This is a genomic window from Formosa sediminum (assembly GCF_007197735.1).
In the GTDB taxonomy this organism is placed as follows: domain Bacteria; phylum Bacteroidota; class Bacteroidia; order Flavobacteriales; family Flavobacteriaceae; genus Formosa; species Formosa sediminum.
Window position 1 is genome coordinate 3,013,784 of the sequence record NZ_CP041637.1, and the last position, 19,714, is coordinate 3,033,497.

A 19,714-nucleotide genomic window follows, 5' to 3' on the forward strand; every position below is an offset into this window, starting at 1 on the left:
CCGTATGGCTTTTAAACTTTCATACAAAGCCTATGGCGCACATGCTATTTTAATAGAATGGCCCAAGCAAATCTCTGAGTCTATTTTAGATGATTTACTTAAATTTAAAGCAACATTAGAAACTTCTGAACTTAGAAATATACAGGACATTCGCTCTGCTTATCAAACGCTTCTAATTGTATATAACACACCTATTATATTTAAAAAAGAGACAGAGTACTTAAAGCACTTATATACTTCTGTAAACTCACATCAAACAATAACAACAAACATTTGGAGCATTCCAGTGTGTTATAATGATATGTTTGGATTGGATTTACAGGTCATTTCAGACTCTAAATCCATATCAAAAACAGAAATTATTAAACGCCATTCTGAGCCAACTTATACTGTTTATGGTATTGGATTTTTACCTGGCTTTTTATATTTAGGAGGATTAGATCCAATATTAGAGATGCCTAGACAATCTACACCACGCCCTCGTATTGAAAAAGGTTCTGTAGCAATTGGCGGACAACAAACTGGTATTTACCCTAGTGATAGTCCTGGAGGTTGGAATATTTTAGGAAAAACACCGCTTTCTTTTTTTAATCCAACACTAGAGAAACCGTGTTTTGCTCAACCTGGAGACCGTATACAATTTTACTCTATATCTCTACAAGAGTTTGAAACCATTACCGCATTAGTTGAAGCTGATAGTTATGATATAAAACGTAGATCTTACCATGATTAAAGTTTTAAAACCAGGCTTATATGCTACTGTTCAAGATTTAGGTAGATTTGGGTTTCATGATTACGGTGTTCCAAATTCTGGAGTCATGGACGAGTATGCTATGAAAATTGCAAATGTTAGACTAGGAAACAATGTCAATGATGCTGTTATTGAAATGAGTATGATAGGCGGTGTATTTCAATTTGAAAATGATACATTAATCTCTATTTCTGGTGCAGACATGCAGCCAAAATTAAATAATATAACTATAGACACTAATAAAGCAATATATATTAAGGCTGGAGATATACTAAGTTTTAGTCGTGCTATTACAGGATTTCGAACTTATATTGCGGTAAAAGGAGGTATTAAAACACCTATTGTAATGCAAAGCCGAAGTATGTATAAAGGAGTTACTAAACAACAACATTTAGTAAAAAATGACATCCTACCTATAGCAGTTTACAACAGCGGAGCCAATTCTGCTCATGCCACATTAAAAGTAGATTTGGGGTATATCAATTCGGCTACTCTTTCTGCATACAAAGGTCCAGAATTTGAATTGCTAACAGATAAACAACAGCAACTCTTAGTCACTTTAACATTCTCAATATCTAAGCTAAATAACCGAATGGCCTATCAGCTAACAGAACCATTAAATCATAATTTAGATGCCATAATTACGGCACCTGTATTACCTGGTACAGTACAATTAACTCCTTCAGGAACACTTATTGTTTTAATGAAAGATTGTCAAGTTACAGGTGGCTATCCTAGAGTGTTACAATTACAACAAAATAGTTTAAATACTCTTGCTCAAAAGCAAACGGGGCAACAGTTTAGTTTTAAATTGCTATAGTTCAATCTAGATATTTTACTCCCTTTAAATTGGATATAAAACAGTCTACCAATTAAAATAATTCTAAACATTATACTTAGCATTCTTAAAATTGTTTTAAAACTAAAGAGTGTTTAAACATAAATTTAAACACTCTTTACTTACTTATTCCATTACAACATCAAATTCTACATAGTAAAATATACTTTTAAGGTACGATGTGTTAGTATAAACAAATCCATAATAATAGGTACCACTTTCCCATTCATTTGTAACTGTAATTGGATTAGGATCTGGTAAATTATTATCTTCTGTTGCTCCAATTTTAAGAGCTGCCCCATATAAATAATGGTTATTATAATTTGTATTATAACTGTTTTTTAATGTGCTTACCTCTTCATAACCAGAATGCGTAACAACTTCTGTGACTATCACTTTTGAAAAATCTATAGCTTCTACTGTTTCAGGTTTATGGTTAAGACTCTTTTTTATTAGCAGTCCATACATAATTCCATCGCCTTTAAGTCCACCAATTTGAATGGACGACCAAATAGATTCATTCAAACTAAAAAATGGATTGTCTTCATCTCTAAAGTCACCATTCGTGTAGAAATTATAAAAACCTCCAACGCCATCAACATCTATTTTATCTATACCAAAAACACTTAGATGTGGATTTACCTCAGGGTAATCTTCAGCATCAATTAATTCAATTGTTCTTACCTCTTCTAAGAAAGTGCCGTTTTGATCTGTAACTGTAATAATAAAATCATAAATTCCTTTTGGCGCTTCAGCAGGTATGTCAAAATGCTGATGCATTGTCGCATTTTTCAAGCCTTGATATTTATCCCATATCATCTCAAAAGACCAATCTGATGAATATGTTTCGCCTAGTCTTGGCTCAATGTTAATTTTAACAAGATCAATAAGTTCTCCAGCTAAAAATTCTGCATTAAAGTGAAAATCTTCTCCAACAACTCCTAATTCATTATCGTAAAGACCAACTTCAACTTCAGATATACTTGGCGTTTCTAAAATTACATCTACATCATCGTCTTGGTTACAAGATATACATAAAAGCGATAAGAGCATTGTGGAAAAAAATAGAAATTTTAATCTGTGTAGTAATTTTGTGTTCATTTTTTTTAATACATAATTGATTATTATGATCTGTTCTGTAATGCAATTTGTATGGCCTCTGTTAATATATATGGCACACTTCCCGGCCCTATAGTAAGTAACTTTGCCCCTGTAATTGGAATACCATTAAAGGGTCTGGTAAAAACTTTACCATCTGGAGTACGCTCAAAATAAGTGTATTGCTCTTCGCCTTCTATTTGTGTACATCCTTTAACTCTAAGGATCCCTTTTGGAAGCTTGTTACAAATTCTATAAATTTGGTTTACTTCTACGAGTACTGGTAAATCTACAGAACAAGACGACCAATGTGCCTTACGATGGTCTAACCTTTTAGTTTTGTATTTTGACGGATTAAGTTCTGGCAGCTCGTTTATATCTATGCCATCTATGGTTGTTATTTTTGCAAAAGGATTTAAAGTTTCTAGGTCTAGAATTACCTGTTTTTGTCTTTGAGTTGTAGTATGTTCTAAATGTGTAAGTACAATTAAAGACGACACCTGTACTTGATTTTTCTCAAGATCATTATGTGCACCACGAGTTTGCCAATCTGTAACATTAACTACCGAGATTTGTATAGGAGGTAAAAACCGATCATTTAATCCAACACCTAGAAATTCCATAAGTGTACAAGCATCTGTTGTACCATTAGCTTCAATTAAAGTAATTCCTTTAGGACGTTCGGGAATCCGATTTACATATTGCCTAAGTTCATCTATTCCGCTACAACATATACAACTTCCTGTAAGCGCACGTAAATATTTTGGTTCTAAAAGTGTTGTAAACTGTACTGCGTCTAGATTTGCATTTTCATAATCGTTTAGTACAACAAATGGATGCCAATTATAACTAATAGCATTATGGACTAAGTGTTTTAATAAGGTTGTTTTTCCTGCTCCTAGAAATCCAACAATGGTAATAATCGCTTCCATAGCTTAACTTGATATACTTACGAGTTCTATATTTACAATTATTTAAAGTGTCTCCTGCGATACAATATTTAAGAATTCTTGGCGAATTGCTGTATCCGAAAATTGTCCTCCATATTCTAAAGTTGTAGTGTAACTGCTTTGGTCTTTTATACCCCTAGACGATACACATAAGTGTTTAGCTGTTACAGAAACTATGACATCTTGGGTACCTAAAGCCTCTTGTAAATCGTTTAGAATTTGAAGCACTAAACGTTCTTGAACTAGGTTACAATTAGATCAATATCTTGCAAAAAACACGTCTAATAAACCATTAGCTATTATTACTGATATAGACGAAACTGTACTGGATAATAGTCCATATTCGGCAAAGTCAATTGAAACTGATAAAGGGTTTGATTATGACAGTTGGGATGAATGGGGCGAATTAGAATCTGCAGAACCATTAGCTGGAGCAGTCGATTTTTTCAATTATGCTGCGAGTAAAAATGTAACCGTTTTTTATATTTCTAATCGTAAAGAAAATCAGAAAGATGCCACCATTTCTAATTTAGAAAAACAAGGTTTACCATTTTCAGATGCAGAACATGTGTTGCTTCAAACAACGACTTCTAATAAGGATGAACGCAGAAGTAGTGTATTAAAAACACACGAAGTCGTTATGTATATAGGAGATAATCTTGGAGATTTTAATAGTGTTTTTGATCATAAGCCAACTTCAGAACGCCATAAAATTACAGATAGTTTAAAATCTAAATTAGGATCTACTTTTATTGTCCTACCTAACCCTATGTATGGGGCTTGGGAATATGGCTTGTATAACGAAAACCCTTATGGAATAAGTGAAAAAGAAAAAGATTCCCTTAGAAAAGCTAAATTAAAAACGTATTAATTTTTTAAGTTTAATGCGCTCTGAATCAGTAAATATTCAGCATTCAAATTTTATTTTCTTCACAACAATTCTCGCATAGTCCTTGTATGAGTACATGAGAAGCTATAATTTTTCTATTAGGAACTTTTGGAAAGGACATGCTTACAGGTAAACAATCTACTTTACCACATTTTAAGCATTGAAAATGCGGATGCACATCTTTATGTTCAGAGGCAGAGCAGCTTTTACACTTTGCATACCATTTAAGGCCTTCTTTACCTAGAAAATAATGTAGTTTACCATCTTCTTCCAGTTTGTCTAAAACTCTATAAATTGTAGTTTTATTAAATTGTGTATCGAGTTGTTCAATTAACTGTTTAGCAGAAATAGCTTCTCCGCTAGTATTGAACTCATTAAGTAAAACTTCTACAGATTTTGTTTTTCTAATCACGCCCATAATACAAATATAATATTTTTATAAAGCAACTAAGTTGCATTAACAGGATTTTTATTTAGATTTGCAACTTAGTTGCATTAATATCTTGTATGATTATTTTAAAACAAAAACCAGACGAATTGGGTGCGTTAGTGAGTACGCTTTGTTTAATACATTGCGTTGCTACACCTTTTATTTTTATTGTACAAAGTTGCGCTATCACAGCTTGTAATGAAACGCCAATATGGTGGGGAGTTATAGATTATTTCTTTTTAATAATCTCTTTTTTTGCTATATATCGTTCTGCTCAAACTACGACTAGTACTTGGATAAAACCAGCATTTTGGTGCAGTTGGTGTGTTTTGTTTTTTGTGATTATAAACGAAAAAACAACTTGGTTTTTAATACCAGAAAATACAATATATATACCTGCTCTAGCTTTAATTGGCTTGCACTTATATAATAGAAAATACTGCCAATGTAACACAGATAAATGTTGTACACATGAAAAATAAAGAAGAAATAATTAATACAGGAGATAATCATATTTCTACAAGTATTAATACACCATTACGCGCAGATGCTTTTAAAAAAACAGATGCTGAAAAGATTGCAAATATTCAGTTTCATTTTAAAGAAATTATGGAGGAGTTAGGGTTAGATTTAACAGATGATAGCTTGTCTGGTACTCCATATCGTGTTGCTAAAATGTATGTAAAAGAATTATTTTATGGCTTAAATCCGATTAATAAACCCAAATTATCCACTTTTAAAAATAAGTACAGTTATAATAAGATGTTAGTAGAACAACATATTACCATAGATTCTGCATGTGAACATCATTTTTTACCAATAATTGGATATGCTCATGTGGGGTACATTCCCAAAGATACAGTTATTGGACTGTCTAAAATTAATCGCTTGGTAGATTATTATGCGAGACGGCCCCTAGCCAAGTTATAAGATTGATAACATAGCGCTTTATATTCAGACGCCGTTTGTTGCCATAAAACAGCTAATACTGTGTTTTCTTGTGTCCTGAAATCTTGTTTGTAATTTATAGATTGGGTGTCACTTTTTACTGAATTATTTGATTCAGAAATTTTAGGTGCACAGTTATATAAAATGAATAGAACTAATACAGAAAGTATACGTTTCATAAAAAATATTTAAGTTAGAACAAAAATAGAAAAAACGCCTTTTAATATCACCCAGTCCGCTATAATATCCGCTACAAAAAATCAATGCCTTTAAAATCCAAAAGCACTATCATCTCCACGTTTATCTGCTCCACCTTCTAAATGACCATTAGAGAGCACTCGTATGGCATCTACTTTTCCTATTATTGGTGTTCTTTTTTCATTGATTATATATCCTTTAGACTTTAAACCTTCAATTAAATCGCTTGAAAACCCGTCTGGTTCAAAAATAATTTGATCGGGTAACCATTGGTGATGAAAACGCGGTGCATTAACAGCATCTTGCATACTTAAATTAAATTCGTAAACATCTAAAATAGTCTGTGCTACTGCTGTAATAATTGTAGAACCTCCAGGTGTACCTACAACCATATATAATTTATCATCTTTTTCTACAATTGTTGGTGACATACTACTCAACATTCGTTTTTCTGGAGCAATACTATTGGCTTCGGCTCCAATTAAACCAAACATATTAGAAACGCCTGGTTTTGAGCTAAAATCGTCCATTTCATTATTCATAAAAAAGCCTAATTCTTCAATATAAAGCTTAGAACCATAACCTCCGTTTAACGTTGTTGTTGCAGAAACGGCATTACCTTCATTATCTACAATAGAATAATGTGTGGTTTCCATACTTTCGTAAATCTGAACATCACCGTGACTGACTTCTGAAGATAATGTTGCTTTATCAAAAGAGAAATTAGACATTCTGTCTTTAAGATATTTGTCGTTTAATAACATATCGTATGGAATATCTACAAAATCAGGATCTCCTAAATAATAATTTCTATCGGCATAAGCGCGTCTTGAAGCCTCTGTAAATAAATGAACAGTTTGTGCAGAATTATGTCCAAATTTAGCAACATCGTAAGGTTCCATCATTTTAAAAATCTGATTCATCGTTACACCTCCACTACTTGGCGGACTCATAGATATAATTTTAAGCTCTTTATAATCAAACACAATAGGATCTCTCCACTTGGCTTCATATTTCGCCATGTCTTCTTCTGTAATTAAACCTCCATGTTCTTGAATATATGTGGCTAATTTTTGAGCAACTTCTCCTTTATAGAAACCATCTTTTCCTTCAGTCATAATAATTTCTAAAGTCTTAGCGAGTTCAGGATATTTGATCGTGTCTCCTTCCTTAAATAATTGACCGAATTTTGTACTTTCCCCATTTACTTCAATAAATCGGTTTCGTGTACCTTTTAATCTTTTTGCTTGTTTTTTTGTAACCACAACTCCTTTTTTTGCTAAAGCTATAATAGGTTCCATGATGTCATTTAAGGGTAGTTTTCCAAATTTTTCATGCACAGCCATGACACCTGCAACCGTTCCAGGAACTCCAGATGCTGTACCTCCAGACGTACTCATTTTAGGAATGACATTGCCTAAAGAATCTAAATACATGTCTTTATGTGCTGCTAATGGTGCTTTTTCGCGATAATCTAGCGCCCCCACTTCTCCATTATTTTTTCTATACACCATAAAACCTCCTCCTCCAAGGTTTCCTGCAAATGGATAGGCGACAGCCAAGGAAAGTTCAGTTGCTACCATAGCATCAAAAGCATTTCCTCCTTTTTTTATAATCTCTGTTCCTATTTTAGAGGCCTCTTCACGAGCAGACACAACCATGGCTTTTTCTGTGACCAAACCTGTGGGAACAGTGGCTTCTTCTTGCTTACAATTTGTAAAAATTAGTACGACTATGAATACATAAAGTAGTTTTCTCATAAGTATTTATTTTATTGTAATATGCTATTTGTTTTTAATATGTTTTAACATTAATTTCATAAGTTCGTTAGCGCCTGTAACCGCTTTTTCTTTTAGAAATTCACGCGGTGTATTATCTCCAACTTCAAAGACTAAAGCTTCTGCACCATGTTCTATGAAAAAATAATTTCTTGAAACTGTAGTTGGAACTAACTTATCATTCGGACTTATATTAGGATCGTAACCTTCTATATTTTCCCTAAGTTTATCTAACCAATCAGACACTAAATTTGGCATGTTCCCTTTTAATTTAGGATCTACGGTATAATAAATATCATCCCAAGTGGAATGAAAATCAATTCCGAAATAAAACTTTCCATTATTTTTAGCAACTAAGCCTTCCATAAAATCTTTTACTGCTCGGGTTTCTGGCTGATTGAAATTAGCCCAATCTCTGTTTAAATCTATTCCACCTGTATTATGTCTCCAAAAACCATTATCTACGCCATCTGGATTCATTAAAGGCACGACATAAGTTCCGAATTTCTTTCTGAATTTTTTAGCCAATTTAGAATCTGATGCAATAGTTTCTACAAAAGCTTTCATAGCCAAATATCCTGTAACTTCTGGTGGATGCTGTCTTGAAATAATCATGATCATGTTTTTAGAGTCTGTATTCCCTACACTAATCATGTTTAAATGTCGTCCCTCTGTACTTTTCCCAATAGTACGTTTTGTAATGTATTTTCTTTGGGTTAGACTGTCTATCCAACTATTTACTAGATGAGAATTTTGCAACTCCTGCCCTGCAACCCATAGTGTATCTGGACCAATATCTAAACGCAACTTTACTTTTAAGGGTAAAGCACTACTCCCAAATGTTTTGGTATTTCCTGAATCATATTCTTTATAACGCATAGAATCTAGAACAGACCAATGTATTCCATCTGTACTAAGTTTTGGGTAATACCTGTGTTTTATAGATTCTTGATACGTTAAAATTACATCTATAGTTTGCTTTTTCTTAGACCATACCTTAAACGCATACCACGGACTAATGTTTATAGGTGTGTTTTCTGAAGTAATTAAAGCTGTATACGTACTATCGTTATTTTGAGTAATTCCGTTTAATCTTGCACCTTCAAATTCATTAGAAAATACAACTCCGCTATTAGAAAATTTAAACTCTCCTTTCCATTGTTTTTGTACCGGTTTAGAGTCTGTGGCAACTATGCGTATTGGACCTTGTCCTTTATATTTTTCCTTCTGTCCGTACCCCATAGAAATACTAAACATAAAAAACAACAGTAATGAACTCTTCATCATTGAATTAAAAATAAAGCCGATTTTAATTTGTTTTAGATACATAAATAGAAGGAATTAATCTTTTTGACTATATTTTTCTGAGTAAATTTTAAAATTTTCTTGATGCGGTCCATCTAACGTTAACTTTTTTCCTCTAATAAATGCCATAGACAACGCATTAGACTGAATATCTAACGCATCTCCTTTAGATACAAATAGACTGGCATCTTTACCCATTGCTATCGATCCAACGCTATTATCTATACCAAGTATTTTGGCAGGATTTAATGTAATTGTTTTAAGCGCCTCTTCTTTATCTAAACCAAAAGCAGCTGCTGTTCCGGCGTAAAATGGTAAATTCATAGCATTAGATAAAGATCCTGAATGATTTAATGCCACTACAATTCCCTCCTTTATGAGTATGTTTGGTAAAGTATAATACGTATCATAATCCAAATCTGAAGATCTGGGTAAATTATATGTTGGAGGAAGTATAACTGGAATGTCATGTGCTTTTAAAAATGATTTCACTTTTAAAACTGCGTTTGATGCTTCCAAAGCCATATTTTTTACTCCAAACTTTTGAGCAAAAGATATACCTTCAATAATTTCTTTAGGTTCGTTAGCGTGAATAACTAGTGTATTATTGCCTGAATATAATCCTTCTAATGCCTCTAGCTTTAAATTAATTGGTTTTTCCTTAGTATCGTGATACGCTATAGATGCTACAAATAAGTTTTCAAGTTTTTCCCGTACGTCTTTATAAGATGGATTGGGTTGCATGTGAAGCGTATTCGTTTCTTTATCTACTATTGCTTTTAAAGACGAAGGCCAATGCAAATGAATTGCGGCTTCTTTTTTAAAGACTGCATCTTGCCAGTTCCAACCATCGAGCTCCATAACAGACGATGTTCCAGATATTACACCTCTAGGACGTATAGATTCTACATACAAAATACCATTAAACCGTAATGTTGGTATGTAAGTAGATCCAGTATCGTAGGCGTACATGGTGTTAAGATTAGGATTAAAATCGCCTTCTTCTAAAACATCGTTAGAGTGTGGAACGGCACTTATTTCCTGAATTCCGATAGTAGAATTTAGAAGAATAAAACCTGGATACACATGCTGTCCTGAGATATCTATAATTTTATACGTGTCTTTTTTGTCTCCTAAATTGTCTTCTGTTCCTAAATAGGTAATCTTTCCTTGATCAAAACCAACGGCTGTATTTTCTAGAACTTGACCGTCTCCAGTATGCACTGTTCCACCTCTAAGTAAAATGGGATCTGTTTGAGGTTTTGCAACTTCCGGCATCCATTGTGCTAACACATTATTTGAAAATGAAGCGGACATTATTAATAGCAATAGGGTATAGAATTTATTAGCTTTCATAATTTTTAATGTTTTAATTAATTGCCCATTTGAATATATTCACAATCAAATTCTGGTTTTTCTTTCGATATTTTTGTTGGATTTGCACCATTTTCTAATCCATCCATTTTACTTAAAATCCGAGCTCTTTCATTCTGCATAGTCATTCTAAGTGTTTTGTCTTTTTCAATATCAAAATATATGGCACCTTCAATTATTGTTTTTTCTGCTTTAGAATATATAGACAATGGCGGACCAGACCATAACACAACATCTGCAGACTTTCCTACTTTTATACTTCCCATAGTATCGTCTAAGTGTAATAATTTTGCTGGATTTAATGTTATCATTTTTAACGCGTCTTCTGGAGATGTATTACCATACTTTATAGCTTTAGAGGCTTCGTGATTTAAATGTCTAATGGTTTCTCCACTATCAGAGTTTATTGCCGTAGTAACACCAACAGTATTCATTATTGTGGCATTATACGGAATCGCATTTCGAGTTTCCCATTTAAAATTCCAACGATCTGAAAATGTACTACCACCAACACCATGTTCAAGCATTTTATCGGCTATACGGTAGCCTTCTAAGGCATGAGTAAACGTATTAATTGTAAAACTAAAACGATCTGCAACATCCATAAGCATGAGCATTTCTTTTTGCTGATATGAATGTGATGAAATAAATCGTTTCTCTGTTATAACTTCCAACATCGCTTCATGCACCAAGTTTTTTCTGGGCATAATGGCTTTCGCTTTTTGCTTCTTACTTAATTGATTATAAGTATCCCATTCTTTTTGATATTCTAACGCCTCTGTAAATGCATCTGTATAGAATTGTTCCATTCCCATTAAACTTCTAGGAAAGCGAATAGAAGGTGCACTTTTGGAGCGTTTTGGATTTTCTCCTAATGCAAATTTTATAAAAGGATCTGCATCTTTTATTTTAAGTCCTTCTGGAGATTCTCCCCATTTAAGTTTAATTAATGCCGACTGCCCTCCAATAGGGTCTGACGAGCCATGTAATAATTGTGCTGCAACAACACCTCCTGCTAAAGCTCTGTAAATACCAGGATCTTCAGAGTCTACAACATCTTCCATACGTACCATACTTGAATTTGGTGCCACTTCATTAATACCGTTTAAGGCAATATGCGAGTGCTCGTCTATAATTCCAGGCGTAAGATGTTTTCCTGTACCATCTATAACTGTAACATTCTTAGCAGACAAATGCTTTCCTATTTTTGAAATTTTACCATCTTCTAGTAAAATATCTGTTCCTTCTAATATACCCGTATCTTCATTTGTCCAGATGGTTACATTAGTTATTAGAATGTTTTCTGAAGTAATTTTACTTGTATTTCCAAAAGCTAAGAACGGATAAAAAACAGCGCCTAAGTTATCAAAATTACTTGATGATTCTTTCTTATCTTTTAACTTGCCATTCGTTATTTTTTCTGCAGACCACACGATTTCATCTTTAAAATTAAGTGTTCCTGTGCCTTTAAAAACAATTTTATTTGGTTCTGAAACCTGCCATCCTTTTAAATTATATTGAATATTATTCGTTACAAATTGTAAAACAGGAAGCTCTCCATCCATTCTAAAATCCGCTTTATTTTCAGATCCATCTGAAGAAATCAAGCTGGCTACATATTTTCCTTTTACAAGACTCAGTTTTAATTTTGTATGCAATGTTCCTACTTCTAAAGTATACTCTCCTAAAAGATTTTTATTTAAAACTTCATGAACTACATAAGGTTTCCCCTTTACCCAGTTTTCTAAAAGCAATGTTTGATTCTCTAATATATCGCCATCAGCAATGATAAAATTAGCTAATTTTCCTTTAGATAATGTACCAACTAAATCGTCAACTTTAAGGAGTTTTGCAGGGGTTGTAGTAAGACTAGATAGTGCTTTTTCTTTGGTTAAGCCAAATGCAACGGCTTTACGTAAATTTTCAAGGAAATTTGATGGATTTTCTTGCGGGTATGTAGTTATAGCAAACGAAATCCCTTCTTGTTCTAAACGAGATGGATTTGAAGGCGCCAATTCCCAATGCTTTAAATCGGCTAATGTAATCTTGTCTGTAATAACTGGATCTGTTACATTATAATCTGACGGAAAATTTATAGGAATAATTAAAGATGAATTTAACTGTTTAATTTCTTCTAAACGTTGGTATTCATTTCCTCCTCCTTTAATAATAAAATCCATATTAAATTCCTGTCCAATTTTACGCACCTGAATATCTGTTAACCAATCTTTAGCTTCAAAAATTTGTGGTAAATCTTTATGGTTTTCAATAGCCTCTAAAGTAAGGTCTGAAAAGGTTCGTGAAGGATTAGAGACATACCATTTTGCATCATAAAACGTTTGTCTTAATAAAGCAATAGATCCCATTGGAGAAATAGGATAATCTTGTGTAGAACTTCCCTTATCAAACGAATAATGACTAGCAACTATATTTTTTAATACCATGCTATTTTCGTTCTCATTTCCTAGAGCAACAAATGTTGCAGTACCACGTGCAATACCATCTGGTCGCATACTAGCAACGGCACCAAAACCTTGTGCTCTTAATTTAAGTGCACGTTTTTCATTAACTCCAAAATATGCTGCGCTATTATAATTAGATTTAATGGCTTCATTGGCATTATATGGTCCTTTTGTACTAGACTGAATTTGTTCTCTTTTTATAAAAGGATTAACACGTTTGGGAAGTTTAACTTCTGGTTGACCATAAGTATTGAACATGTCTATAAATGAAGGATATATATATTTCCCTGAGAGGTCTATTTGTGTATATCCTTTGGGGATTTCTGTTGTACTAGAAACAGATACAATAACACCATCTTTAATTAATAACGTCCCCTTCTCTACTGTAGTTGTTGGATTGATAATAATTGTAGCGTTTGTAAAAGCTACCGTTTGTGGTCTGGAATCTGTAACATCGTTTTTAGGAAAAGTTTCTTGACTATACCCTTGTTTTACAAACATAAAAATGCTGAATAGCACAAGAAACCTGTAAACTTTTTTATTGTTCATTTTTAAGTGTATTAAAAATTACCGTTATAACTTGATTTGCAGATAAAATCTTACCTCATTTACTTTAAAAATTTCATTCAAAACAGATGAGGTAGACTTTATTATACATTGGATTGTAGAGCATGTAACACTCCAATGTTTATCATAACAACTATTTAAGTTTTATTTAATTAGAGGCTGTAAAACGTCTAAATAATCTGTGATAGATGTTACAAAAGCTTCAGAAAATTGCTTTCTATTAGCTTCAGAAGCACGAACTTTATAATTAGCTTCTATTTGTAATCCAAATACTTTAGGATAGTCTGAAGACGTGTAACGTCTGGTATTATAACCTCCTGAAAAATAAGCTTCATCAGATTTTGGATATGGGTCTTGTAAACTCGGAACTGCAGGATAACCATTAGATTCGAAAAAAGTACCTAAGGCATGTTCTCCAATTAATAAGTCTTTAAGCGTTTGATTACCTGTCATGTTTAATAAATTCTGAAGCGAAGATTTAGCATTTATAGCTGTCGCACTCACACTGTTGCTTTCTAAATCTGACTTACGTAACATATACCCAAGTTCTAATCGTTTTACAGGATGACTTTGTCCATGTAAATCTATATAAAGTGCATAACCATATTGCTCTATAGCTTTAGATATTGCAGCTTCAATGTATTTATGATATTGCTTCCAAGTCGAATACATCATAGGGTTTTCGCAAGTTGCTACGTCCATATCACGATTTAAATCAATTTTAGCCCTTGCAATTTGAGATACAATTAAAAATGGTTTTTTTCCTTGTTTTTCAAAGGCATCACTTATTTCGTAAGCTAAAAAATTAGTGTTGTCATCTTTCTCCTTTGTACCACATGTACGATCTGGTATTTCTGTTGGAGAAATTAAACCACCATGAGGTACACTTATAACTAAAGGCATATTACCTTCTGTAGCTTCCAACCAACTTGGATCGAATATATCTTTTACAACAAGAGATTCATCTTTATCTAAAGTTGTCTTTTTGCTACTACACTGTATTTGAAAAAACACAGTGGTAGTTAGCAAACATAATACTACACTTTTCGTTTGGAAGACTTTCTTTAAAAAAGTCATCCCATACGCTGTAACAGATTTTGTTTTATTGATTTTCATAGGGTATGTTTAAGATTATTGATTTACCTCTGTAGCAGCAAACAATCCTGGTTCTGACGGAGCGTTTGTATTAGATAAAATTTCATCTTCTGGATATAACATACGTTCTACATTTTGTGTGCTTGTAGCTACATTTAAAGGAAATGGGACAGCAAGATCTGAATCTGTTTTTTGCAATCTACGTGTATCATCAAAAGCCATAAAAGTTGTGAATCCTGAAACATATCGCTCTTCAATTATTTCGCGAAGTAAAGCATCATCTGTATCTATATTATCCATATTTTCAATACCACCAGCATTAAAATCTTCAGGAGTATAAGCCTCATAAGTATAAGATTCTGAAGCAAAATTGGTGTTAAGGAAACTTCCTGTATTTAAAAATGCACGTAATGTATTTAAATGCTCTAAACCAGTAGTAAATCCGCTTGTTCTAAATCCAGATTCGGCTAAAATAAGTAGATTCTCTCTATACGTTATCATGGGTTGAGGTTCTAATTCTTGAGCAATACCAAGGTTAGAATCTCCTGTTGTTTGATCTATTGTATAATATAAACCTCTTGCCGTTTCGTCTGTTTTAGAATTGTTTCGAGACACACCACTTGTAGGATCTAATAATTGTTCAAGATAACTACCGCTTGTCCCTGTATAGGGTCCTGATTCTAATAAAATATAGTATTTATTTTTAGTACTATTTTCTCCAGTAATATCTAGCGGAACAAACATCATGTTATTTTCACTAGAAGAAATTCCGTTTAAAGCAGCTGCATAAGCTAAACTATATTCTTTGGTATGTGTATAGTAACGTGCTTTAAGCGTCCATGCAGATTCTAACCACTTTTCTCTATCACCATTAAAAATAAAATCTTCTAATACGCCATAACCTTCTGCATTTTCAAGTTCTGAAATAGCCTCATCTAAAAGCAGTTGTAATTGTTCGAACACATAAGTTTGATTATCAAAAGTTGGATTTTCAATATCAGTAAGTGCTTCAGAATACGGAATATCTCCAAATAACGAAGCGTACGTTCCTACCAAATGTGCTTCTACCACTTTAGAAATTCCTAACAACAATGGATTATCTGTCGTTCTTTCTTGAATTTCTCTTAAAGGAGTTAATACACTTTGGTATCCATCCCAATCAAATGTACTGCTTGTAACATTATATTGATAACGTTCAAATTCTGTTTGTTCATAACCAACCAATTGACCTGACCAATATCCAGCCATTCTGCTATAAGATCCCAATTGAATACCTATGTTAGACAATTCTGCTCCGTTTAAGAATAAACCAGCATCTATATCATCTAGAGTTAATTGATTTGGATTTTCGTTTAAATCGTCGACTACACTTTCACAACCTATAAAAGCTAAGGCTGTAAAAATTAATAGTAATATTTTATATGTTGATTTCATATGAATTGAATTTTTATAGGTTAGCTTGAATGTTAAACAAAACAGAACGCGTTCCTGGGTTATTAAAATAGTTCATACCAAAGGCATTACTTACCCCGTAATTGTTAGTTTCTGGATCGACATCAATAATATCTGTCCATAAAAATAAATCACGTCCTGTCACTGAAAAACGTAACGATTCTAAAGCTAATTTTTTACTTAATTTAAGTTTTGATAGTGTATAACCAATAGTAACATTACGTAGTTTGGTCCATGTGGCATCTTCTATATAAAGATCATTAGTTTTATTATAACCTAAACCTCCACCAATACCACGGTACCAAGATTCATCTAACAACACATTTCCAGCTCCAAAATTTTCTATATTCCCTCTAACTGTAGTTCCTGCTGCAAAAACATCTCCGTTAACATTTACCATATCTTCAGTCAGCATAACTTCTTTGGCTACGTTAGCATGATTTCCAAAACCATAAAGCACGATATTCGTACGGTTTATATAATCTCCTCCATGAGAATGCTCGAATAAGAAACTGAAATCAAAATCTTTATATTCTAATTTCATTCCTAAACCACCACGCCATTCCGGATTAGGATCTCCTAAAACACGACTTTCCGTATCTAATTGGGGGAATCCGTTAGCATCTAAATCTAAGCTGTTATCTGCATTACGAAGTGTCCCTGGTAAATAAAATGAACTCATAGCATAACCTTTAACCGCTTTAGAAGTTCCTCCAATATCAACTGTTTCTGCTCCTGCAATATCTACAACCTTATTTTTGTTTTTGTTATAATTTGTATTGAACGATAACTTAAGGTTTTCAGAATCTATTAATTTACCTGTAAGATCTATTTCAAGACCTTTATTTTCTATAACTGCGGCATTTTTATAATTGTAATTAAATCCAGAACTCGGGTTTGCCTTTACAGCAAATAAAATATCCTTAGTTTCATTCTCGTAATATGTAATACCTAAAGAAAACTTATTATCAAAAAATCTTAAATCTCCTCCAATTTCCCATTCCGTTTTAATTTCCGGTCTTAAATTAGAATTTCCTTTTTCAGAATCTACCATAAATGCTCCTCCAAATGAAGAGAAACCTGTAGTTGCTAGTGTCTCGAATTTGTAAGGTTCTGGTTGTATACCTACTTTTCCCCATGATGCTCTAAATTTTCCAAAACTTAAAAAATCAGAATTTAAGAGATCTGTAAATTGCCATGCTAAATCTACTGAAGGATAGAAAAAGCTCCCTTTTATTGTTGAAGCAGCTTCTAATGCACCTGATAGATTAATAAATAATTGTTCGTATAAATTTATTCCTAAAACACCATAACCACGGTTAGATCTTATTTTAGTTATATCTCTACTCCAAGATGTAGAGGATTGATCTGGATTTAAATCTGGTGTCGCTAAATCTGAATCTACTGCAAATGGGCTTAATATATTATAGTTAGACACACGATCTCTATCATTAATATTATATCCAAATGTTGCAGATAAACCAAAATCATCACTAAAGTCGTGAGTTGCAATTGCAATACCATCAAAATTAAGTTCTTTACTTACAATATCTGTTTGGCTCCAATATCCTCCACTTCTAGTACTACTTGCAGATCCTATTGGATAAAATTCACTTCGCGTATCATTATAGTAATCCATACCTCCTCTTAAAATAATTTTTAACCAATTAACAGGATCTATAGTTAATTCCGGATTCACAATAAATCGATTAACATCACTTGGGGCTTTTTGTTCATTTATTGTCCAAAGCGGATTATTATAAACAGGATTTTCAGCCTCTCCAAGATGTCTTCTATAAGAACGTTGGCGATTAGTATAAATATCTCCGCTTGAAGAAGTATATGTGCCCTTATAATCTGAGATATCAAAATCTGGAGAAGTTCTTAATAGTCCTAATAACACTCCATTGGTATTTTCTCCTGCCTGAACAATTCTATTAGATTTTGTGTTAGTAAAAGACACTCTGTTGTTCCAAGTTAACCAGTCTGTGACTTTAAACTTTGTGTTTAATCTTATATTTTGTCTGTCGTAATCATAATTTTCTATGATACCTTCTTGACCTAAATTTTCATAACTAAAAAAGTAAGATGCTTTTTCTCCTCCTCCACTTACAGAGATGTTGTGCTGAGAAAAAGTACCTGTTCTAAATACTTTATTGTAATTACTGTCTCTAAATGTTTCTTTAGAATTTTTTGTGATTACAGAATAATATTCATTTCCTGTTGTATTTGAGACAAAAGATCCTCCTGAAGTGTCTACAATATCTGCTTCTCCTGAACGGTTCGCTATTTTATCTCCCCAAGATTCTCCATAAGAGACATTATATTCACCATTTTGTCCTTGACCATATTCATTTTGAAGTTTTGTACGCACACTTATATCATCATAAGATTGTGTAAGAGAATATTGAACAGTCGGTTTTTTGTTTAATCTACCGCTTTTTGTTGTTATCATAATAACACCATTTGCAGCTCTAGACCCCCAAAGTGCAGCAGCAGAAGCTCCTTTTAAGATTTGTACAGACTCTATATCTTTTGGGTTGATATCATCTAAACGAGATTGTTGACTAACTGTAACACTACCAATATTATCATTACTAACGGGTATTCCGTCTAGAATAATTAAAGGCTGGCTAGCACCTTGTATGGTATTTGCTCCACGTATTTGAATTGATGAACCTGCACCAGGATCTCCATTAGATTTACCTATACGCACACCAGATGCTTTACCTGCTAATGAATTAATTATACCTGTTTCTCCTGATTTTTCAATATTCTCTGATTGAACAGAAGAACTTGTAGAACCCGATTTATCTTTTAATTGTTTAGTACCTATTGCGGTAATAAAAACTTCATCAAGATTATTTACTCCAGGAACCATTGATATATTTATAACCAATTCGTCTCCTACTGTTACTTCTTTGGTTTCATAACCCACATAAGAGAAAATTATAACTTTTCCTTTAGGAACGTCAAGTGAGTAATTACCATCAAAATCTGTCGAAACACCTTTCATAGAATCCTTAATTACAACACTTACACCGGGTAATGGCATATTATTTTCATCGGTAACCGTACCTGATATATTAATAGGAACCTCTTTATTTTGTTTTACAGATGGCGTTGTAGACTTTATTGCCGGTTTATCTTTTTCTATAAGTACAATTAATTTCCTCCTTACTTCAAAAGAGACATTACTCTCTTTTAATATAATATTCATTAAAGTCTCAATTTCAACTTTAACAACATTAACGGTTATTTTTTTATTTAAATCAAGTGTAGAATCTTTATAGAGAATGTTATAATCTGTACTACGCTCTATCTCATTAAAAATAGTACCAATAGAGGCATTTTCCATTTTCATTGAAATAGATTGGAGGGCATTGGCAGAATTCGCGTTGACTTGGAATAAGACAGCAAATAAAAATAGAGTAGATATTTTCATTTTCAGATCTATTTTTGCTCTAAAATAGTTTCTGTATAGTGCGTTCTTCATATTTTTAGTTGGGTTTAATTGGTTTATTTTAGCTATTAAATTATTCTGGAGCTTTGTTGGTGATGTTCAAGAAACTCCTTGTT

The 19,714-nt window shown here is 32.9% G+C and carries 13 protein-coding genes and 3 pseudogenes; 5 read left to right on the forward strand and 11 right to left on the reverse strand.

All coding sequences use genetic code 11. The features are described from left to right. The first annotated feature begins 4 nt into the window (after positions 1–4). Complete coding sequence (pxpB, locus tag FNB79_RS13225) at positions 5–733, forward strand: 5-oxoprolinase subunit PxpB (RefSeq protein ID WP_143381763.1); 729 nt, start codon at positions 5–7, stop codon at positions 731–733. After that, positions 726–1,571: a 5-oxoprolinase subunit C family protein gene (locus tag FNB79_RS13230; protein WP_143381764.1), complete on the forward strand. Its 846-nt coding sequence runs from the start codon at positions 726–728 to the stop codon at positions 1,569–1,571. The genes pxpB and FNB79_RS13230 overlap by 8 nt, the downstream gene beginning before the upstream one ends. Before the next feature lie 144 nt (positions 1,572–1,715). On the opposite strand, the gene FNB79_RS13235 is transcribed toward FNB79_RS13230, so the two are convergent. The 3 genes and pseudogenes from FNB79_RS13235 to FNB79_RS13245 all read right to left on the reverse strand — a co-directional run. Next, complete coding sequence (locus FNB79_RS13235) at positions 1,716–2,690, reverse strand: DUF4625 domain-containing protein (RefSeq protein WP_143381765.1); 975 nt, start codon at positions 2,688–2,690, stop codon at positions 1,716–1,718. A 23-nt stretch (positions 2,691–2,713) separates the two neighbouring features. Next, positions 2,714–3,619, reverse strand: coding sequence for a GTP-binding protein (locus FNB79_RS13240; protein ID WP_143381766.1), 906 nt, complete (start codon positions 3,617–3,619; stop codon positions 2,714–2,716). A 42-nt stretch (positions 3,620–3,661) separates the two neighbouring features. Further along, positions 3,662–3,880 (reverse strand): annotated as a pseudogene (locus tag FNB79_RS13245) (GTP cyclohydrolase I); the annotation flags it as partial. Between the two features lie 16 nt (positions 3,881–3,896). On the opposite strand from FNB79_RS13245, the pseudogene FNB79_RS17265 reads away from it, so the two are divergent. Further along, positions 3,897–4,508 (forward strand): annotated as a pseudogene (locus tag FNB79_RS17265) (5'-nucleotidase, lipoprotein e(P4) family); the annotation flags it as partial. Positions 4,509–4,551: 43 nt separating this feature from the next. Here FNB79_RS17265 and FNB79_RS13255 read toward each other — a convergent pair. Next, entirely contained in the window at positions 4,552–4,944 is a 393-nt protein-coding gene (locus FNB79_RS13255; protein ID WP_143381769.1) for a Fur family transcriptional regulator, read from the reverse strand. Between the two features lie 89 nt (positions 4,945–5,033). On the opposite strand from FNB79_RS13255, the gene FNB79_RS13260 reads away from it, so the two are divergent. Together FNB79_RS13260 and folE are read left to right on the forward strand one after the other, a co-directional pair. Next, on the forward strand, positions 5,034–5,438 hold the full coding sequence (locus FNB79_RS13260) for a MerC domain-containing protein (protein ID WP_143381770.1): 405 nt from the start codon (positions 5,034–5,036) through the stop codon (positions 5,436–5,438). Beyond that, positions 5,428–5,871 (forward strand): annotated as a pseudogene (gene folE / locus FNB79_RS13265) (GTP cyclohydrolase I); the annotation flags it as partial. The gene FNB79_RS13260 and the pseudogene folE, both read left to right, overlap by 11 nt. 302 nt (positions 5,872–6,173) lie before the next feature. On the opposite strand, the gene ggt reads toward folE, so the two are convergent. The 7 genes from ggt to FNB79_RS13300 all read right to left on the reverse strand — a co-directional run bounded on the left by ggt (position 6,174) and on the right by FNB79_RS13300 (position 19,631). Further along, positions 6,174–7,862 (reverse strand): gamma-glutamyltransferase, encoded by a 1,689-nt coding sequence (gene ggt, locus FNB79_RS13270; RefSeq protein ID WP_143381771.1) that lies wholly within the window; start codon positions 7,860–7,862, stop codon positions 6,174–6,176. Between the two features lie 24 nt (positions 7,863–7,886). Continuing rightward, complete coding sequence (locus FNB79_RS13275; protein ID WP_246073276.1) at positions 7,887–9,167, reverse strand: M14 family metallopeptidase; 1,281 nt, start codon at positions 9,165–9,167, stop codon at positions 7,887–7,889. Between the two features lie 54 nt (positions 9,168–9,221). Beyond that, a complete protein-coding gene (locus FNB79_RS13280) occupies positions 9,222–10,541 on the reverse strand; it encodes an amidohydrolase family protein (protein ID WP_143381772.1) in 1,320 nt (439 codons plus the stop codon). 17 nt (positions 10,542–10,558) lie between these two features. Continuing rightward, complete coding sequence (locus FNB79_RS13285; RefSeq protein WP_143381773.1) at positions 10,559–13,570, reverse strand: amidohydrolase family protein; 3,012 nt, start codon at positions 13,568–13,570, stop codon at positions 10,559–10,561. A gap of 162 nt (positions 13,571–13,732) precedes the next feature. Then, the gene (locus tag FNB79_RS13290; protein ID WP_143381774.1) at positions 13,733–14,704 is read right to left on the reverse strand and encodes an N-formylglutamate amidohydrolase; all 972 of its coding nucleotides are present in this window, start codon (positions 14,702–14,704) and stop codon (positions 13,733–13,735) included. Positions 14,705–14,719: 15 nt separating this feature from the next. After that, complete coding sequence (locus tag FNB79_RS13295; RefSeq protein ID WP_143381775.1) at positions 14,720–16,117, reverse strand: SusD/RagB family nutrient-binding outer membrane lipoprotein; 1,398 nt, start codon at positions 16,115–16,117, stop codon at positions 14,720–14,722. A gap of 13 nt (positions 16,118–16,130) precedes the next feature. Beyond that, a complete protein-coding gene (locus tag FNB79_RS13300) occupies positions 16,131–19,631 on the reverse strand; it encodes a SusC/RagA family TonB-linked outer membrane protein (RefSeq protein WP_143381776.1) in 3,501 nt (1,166 codons plus the stop codon). Positions 19,632–19,714 lie beyond the last annotated feature (83 nt).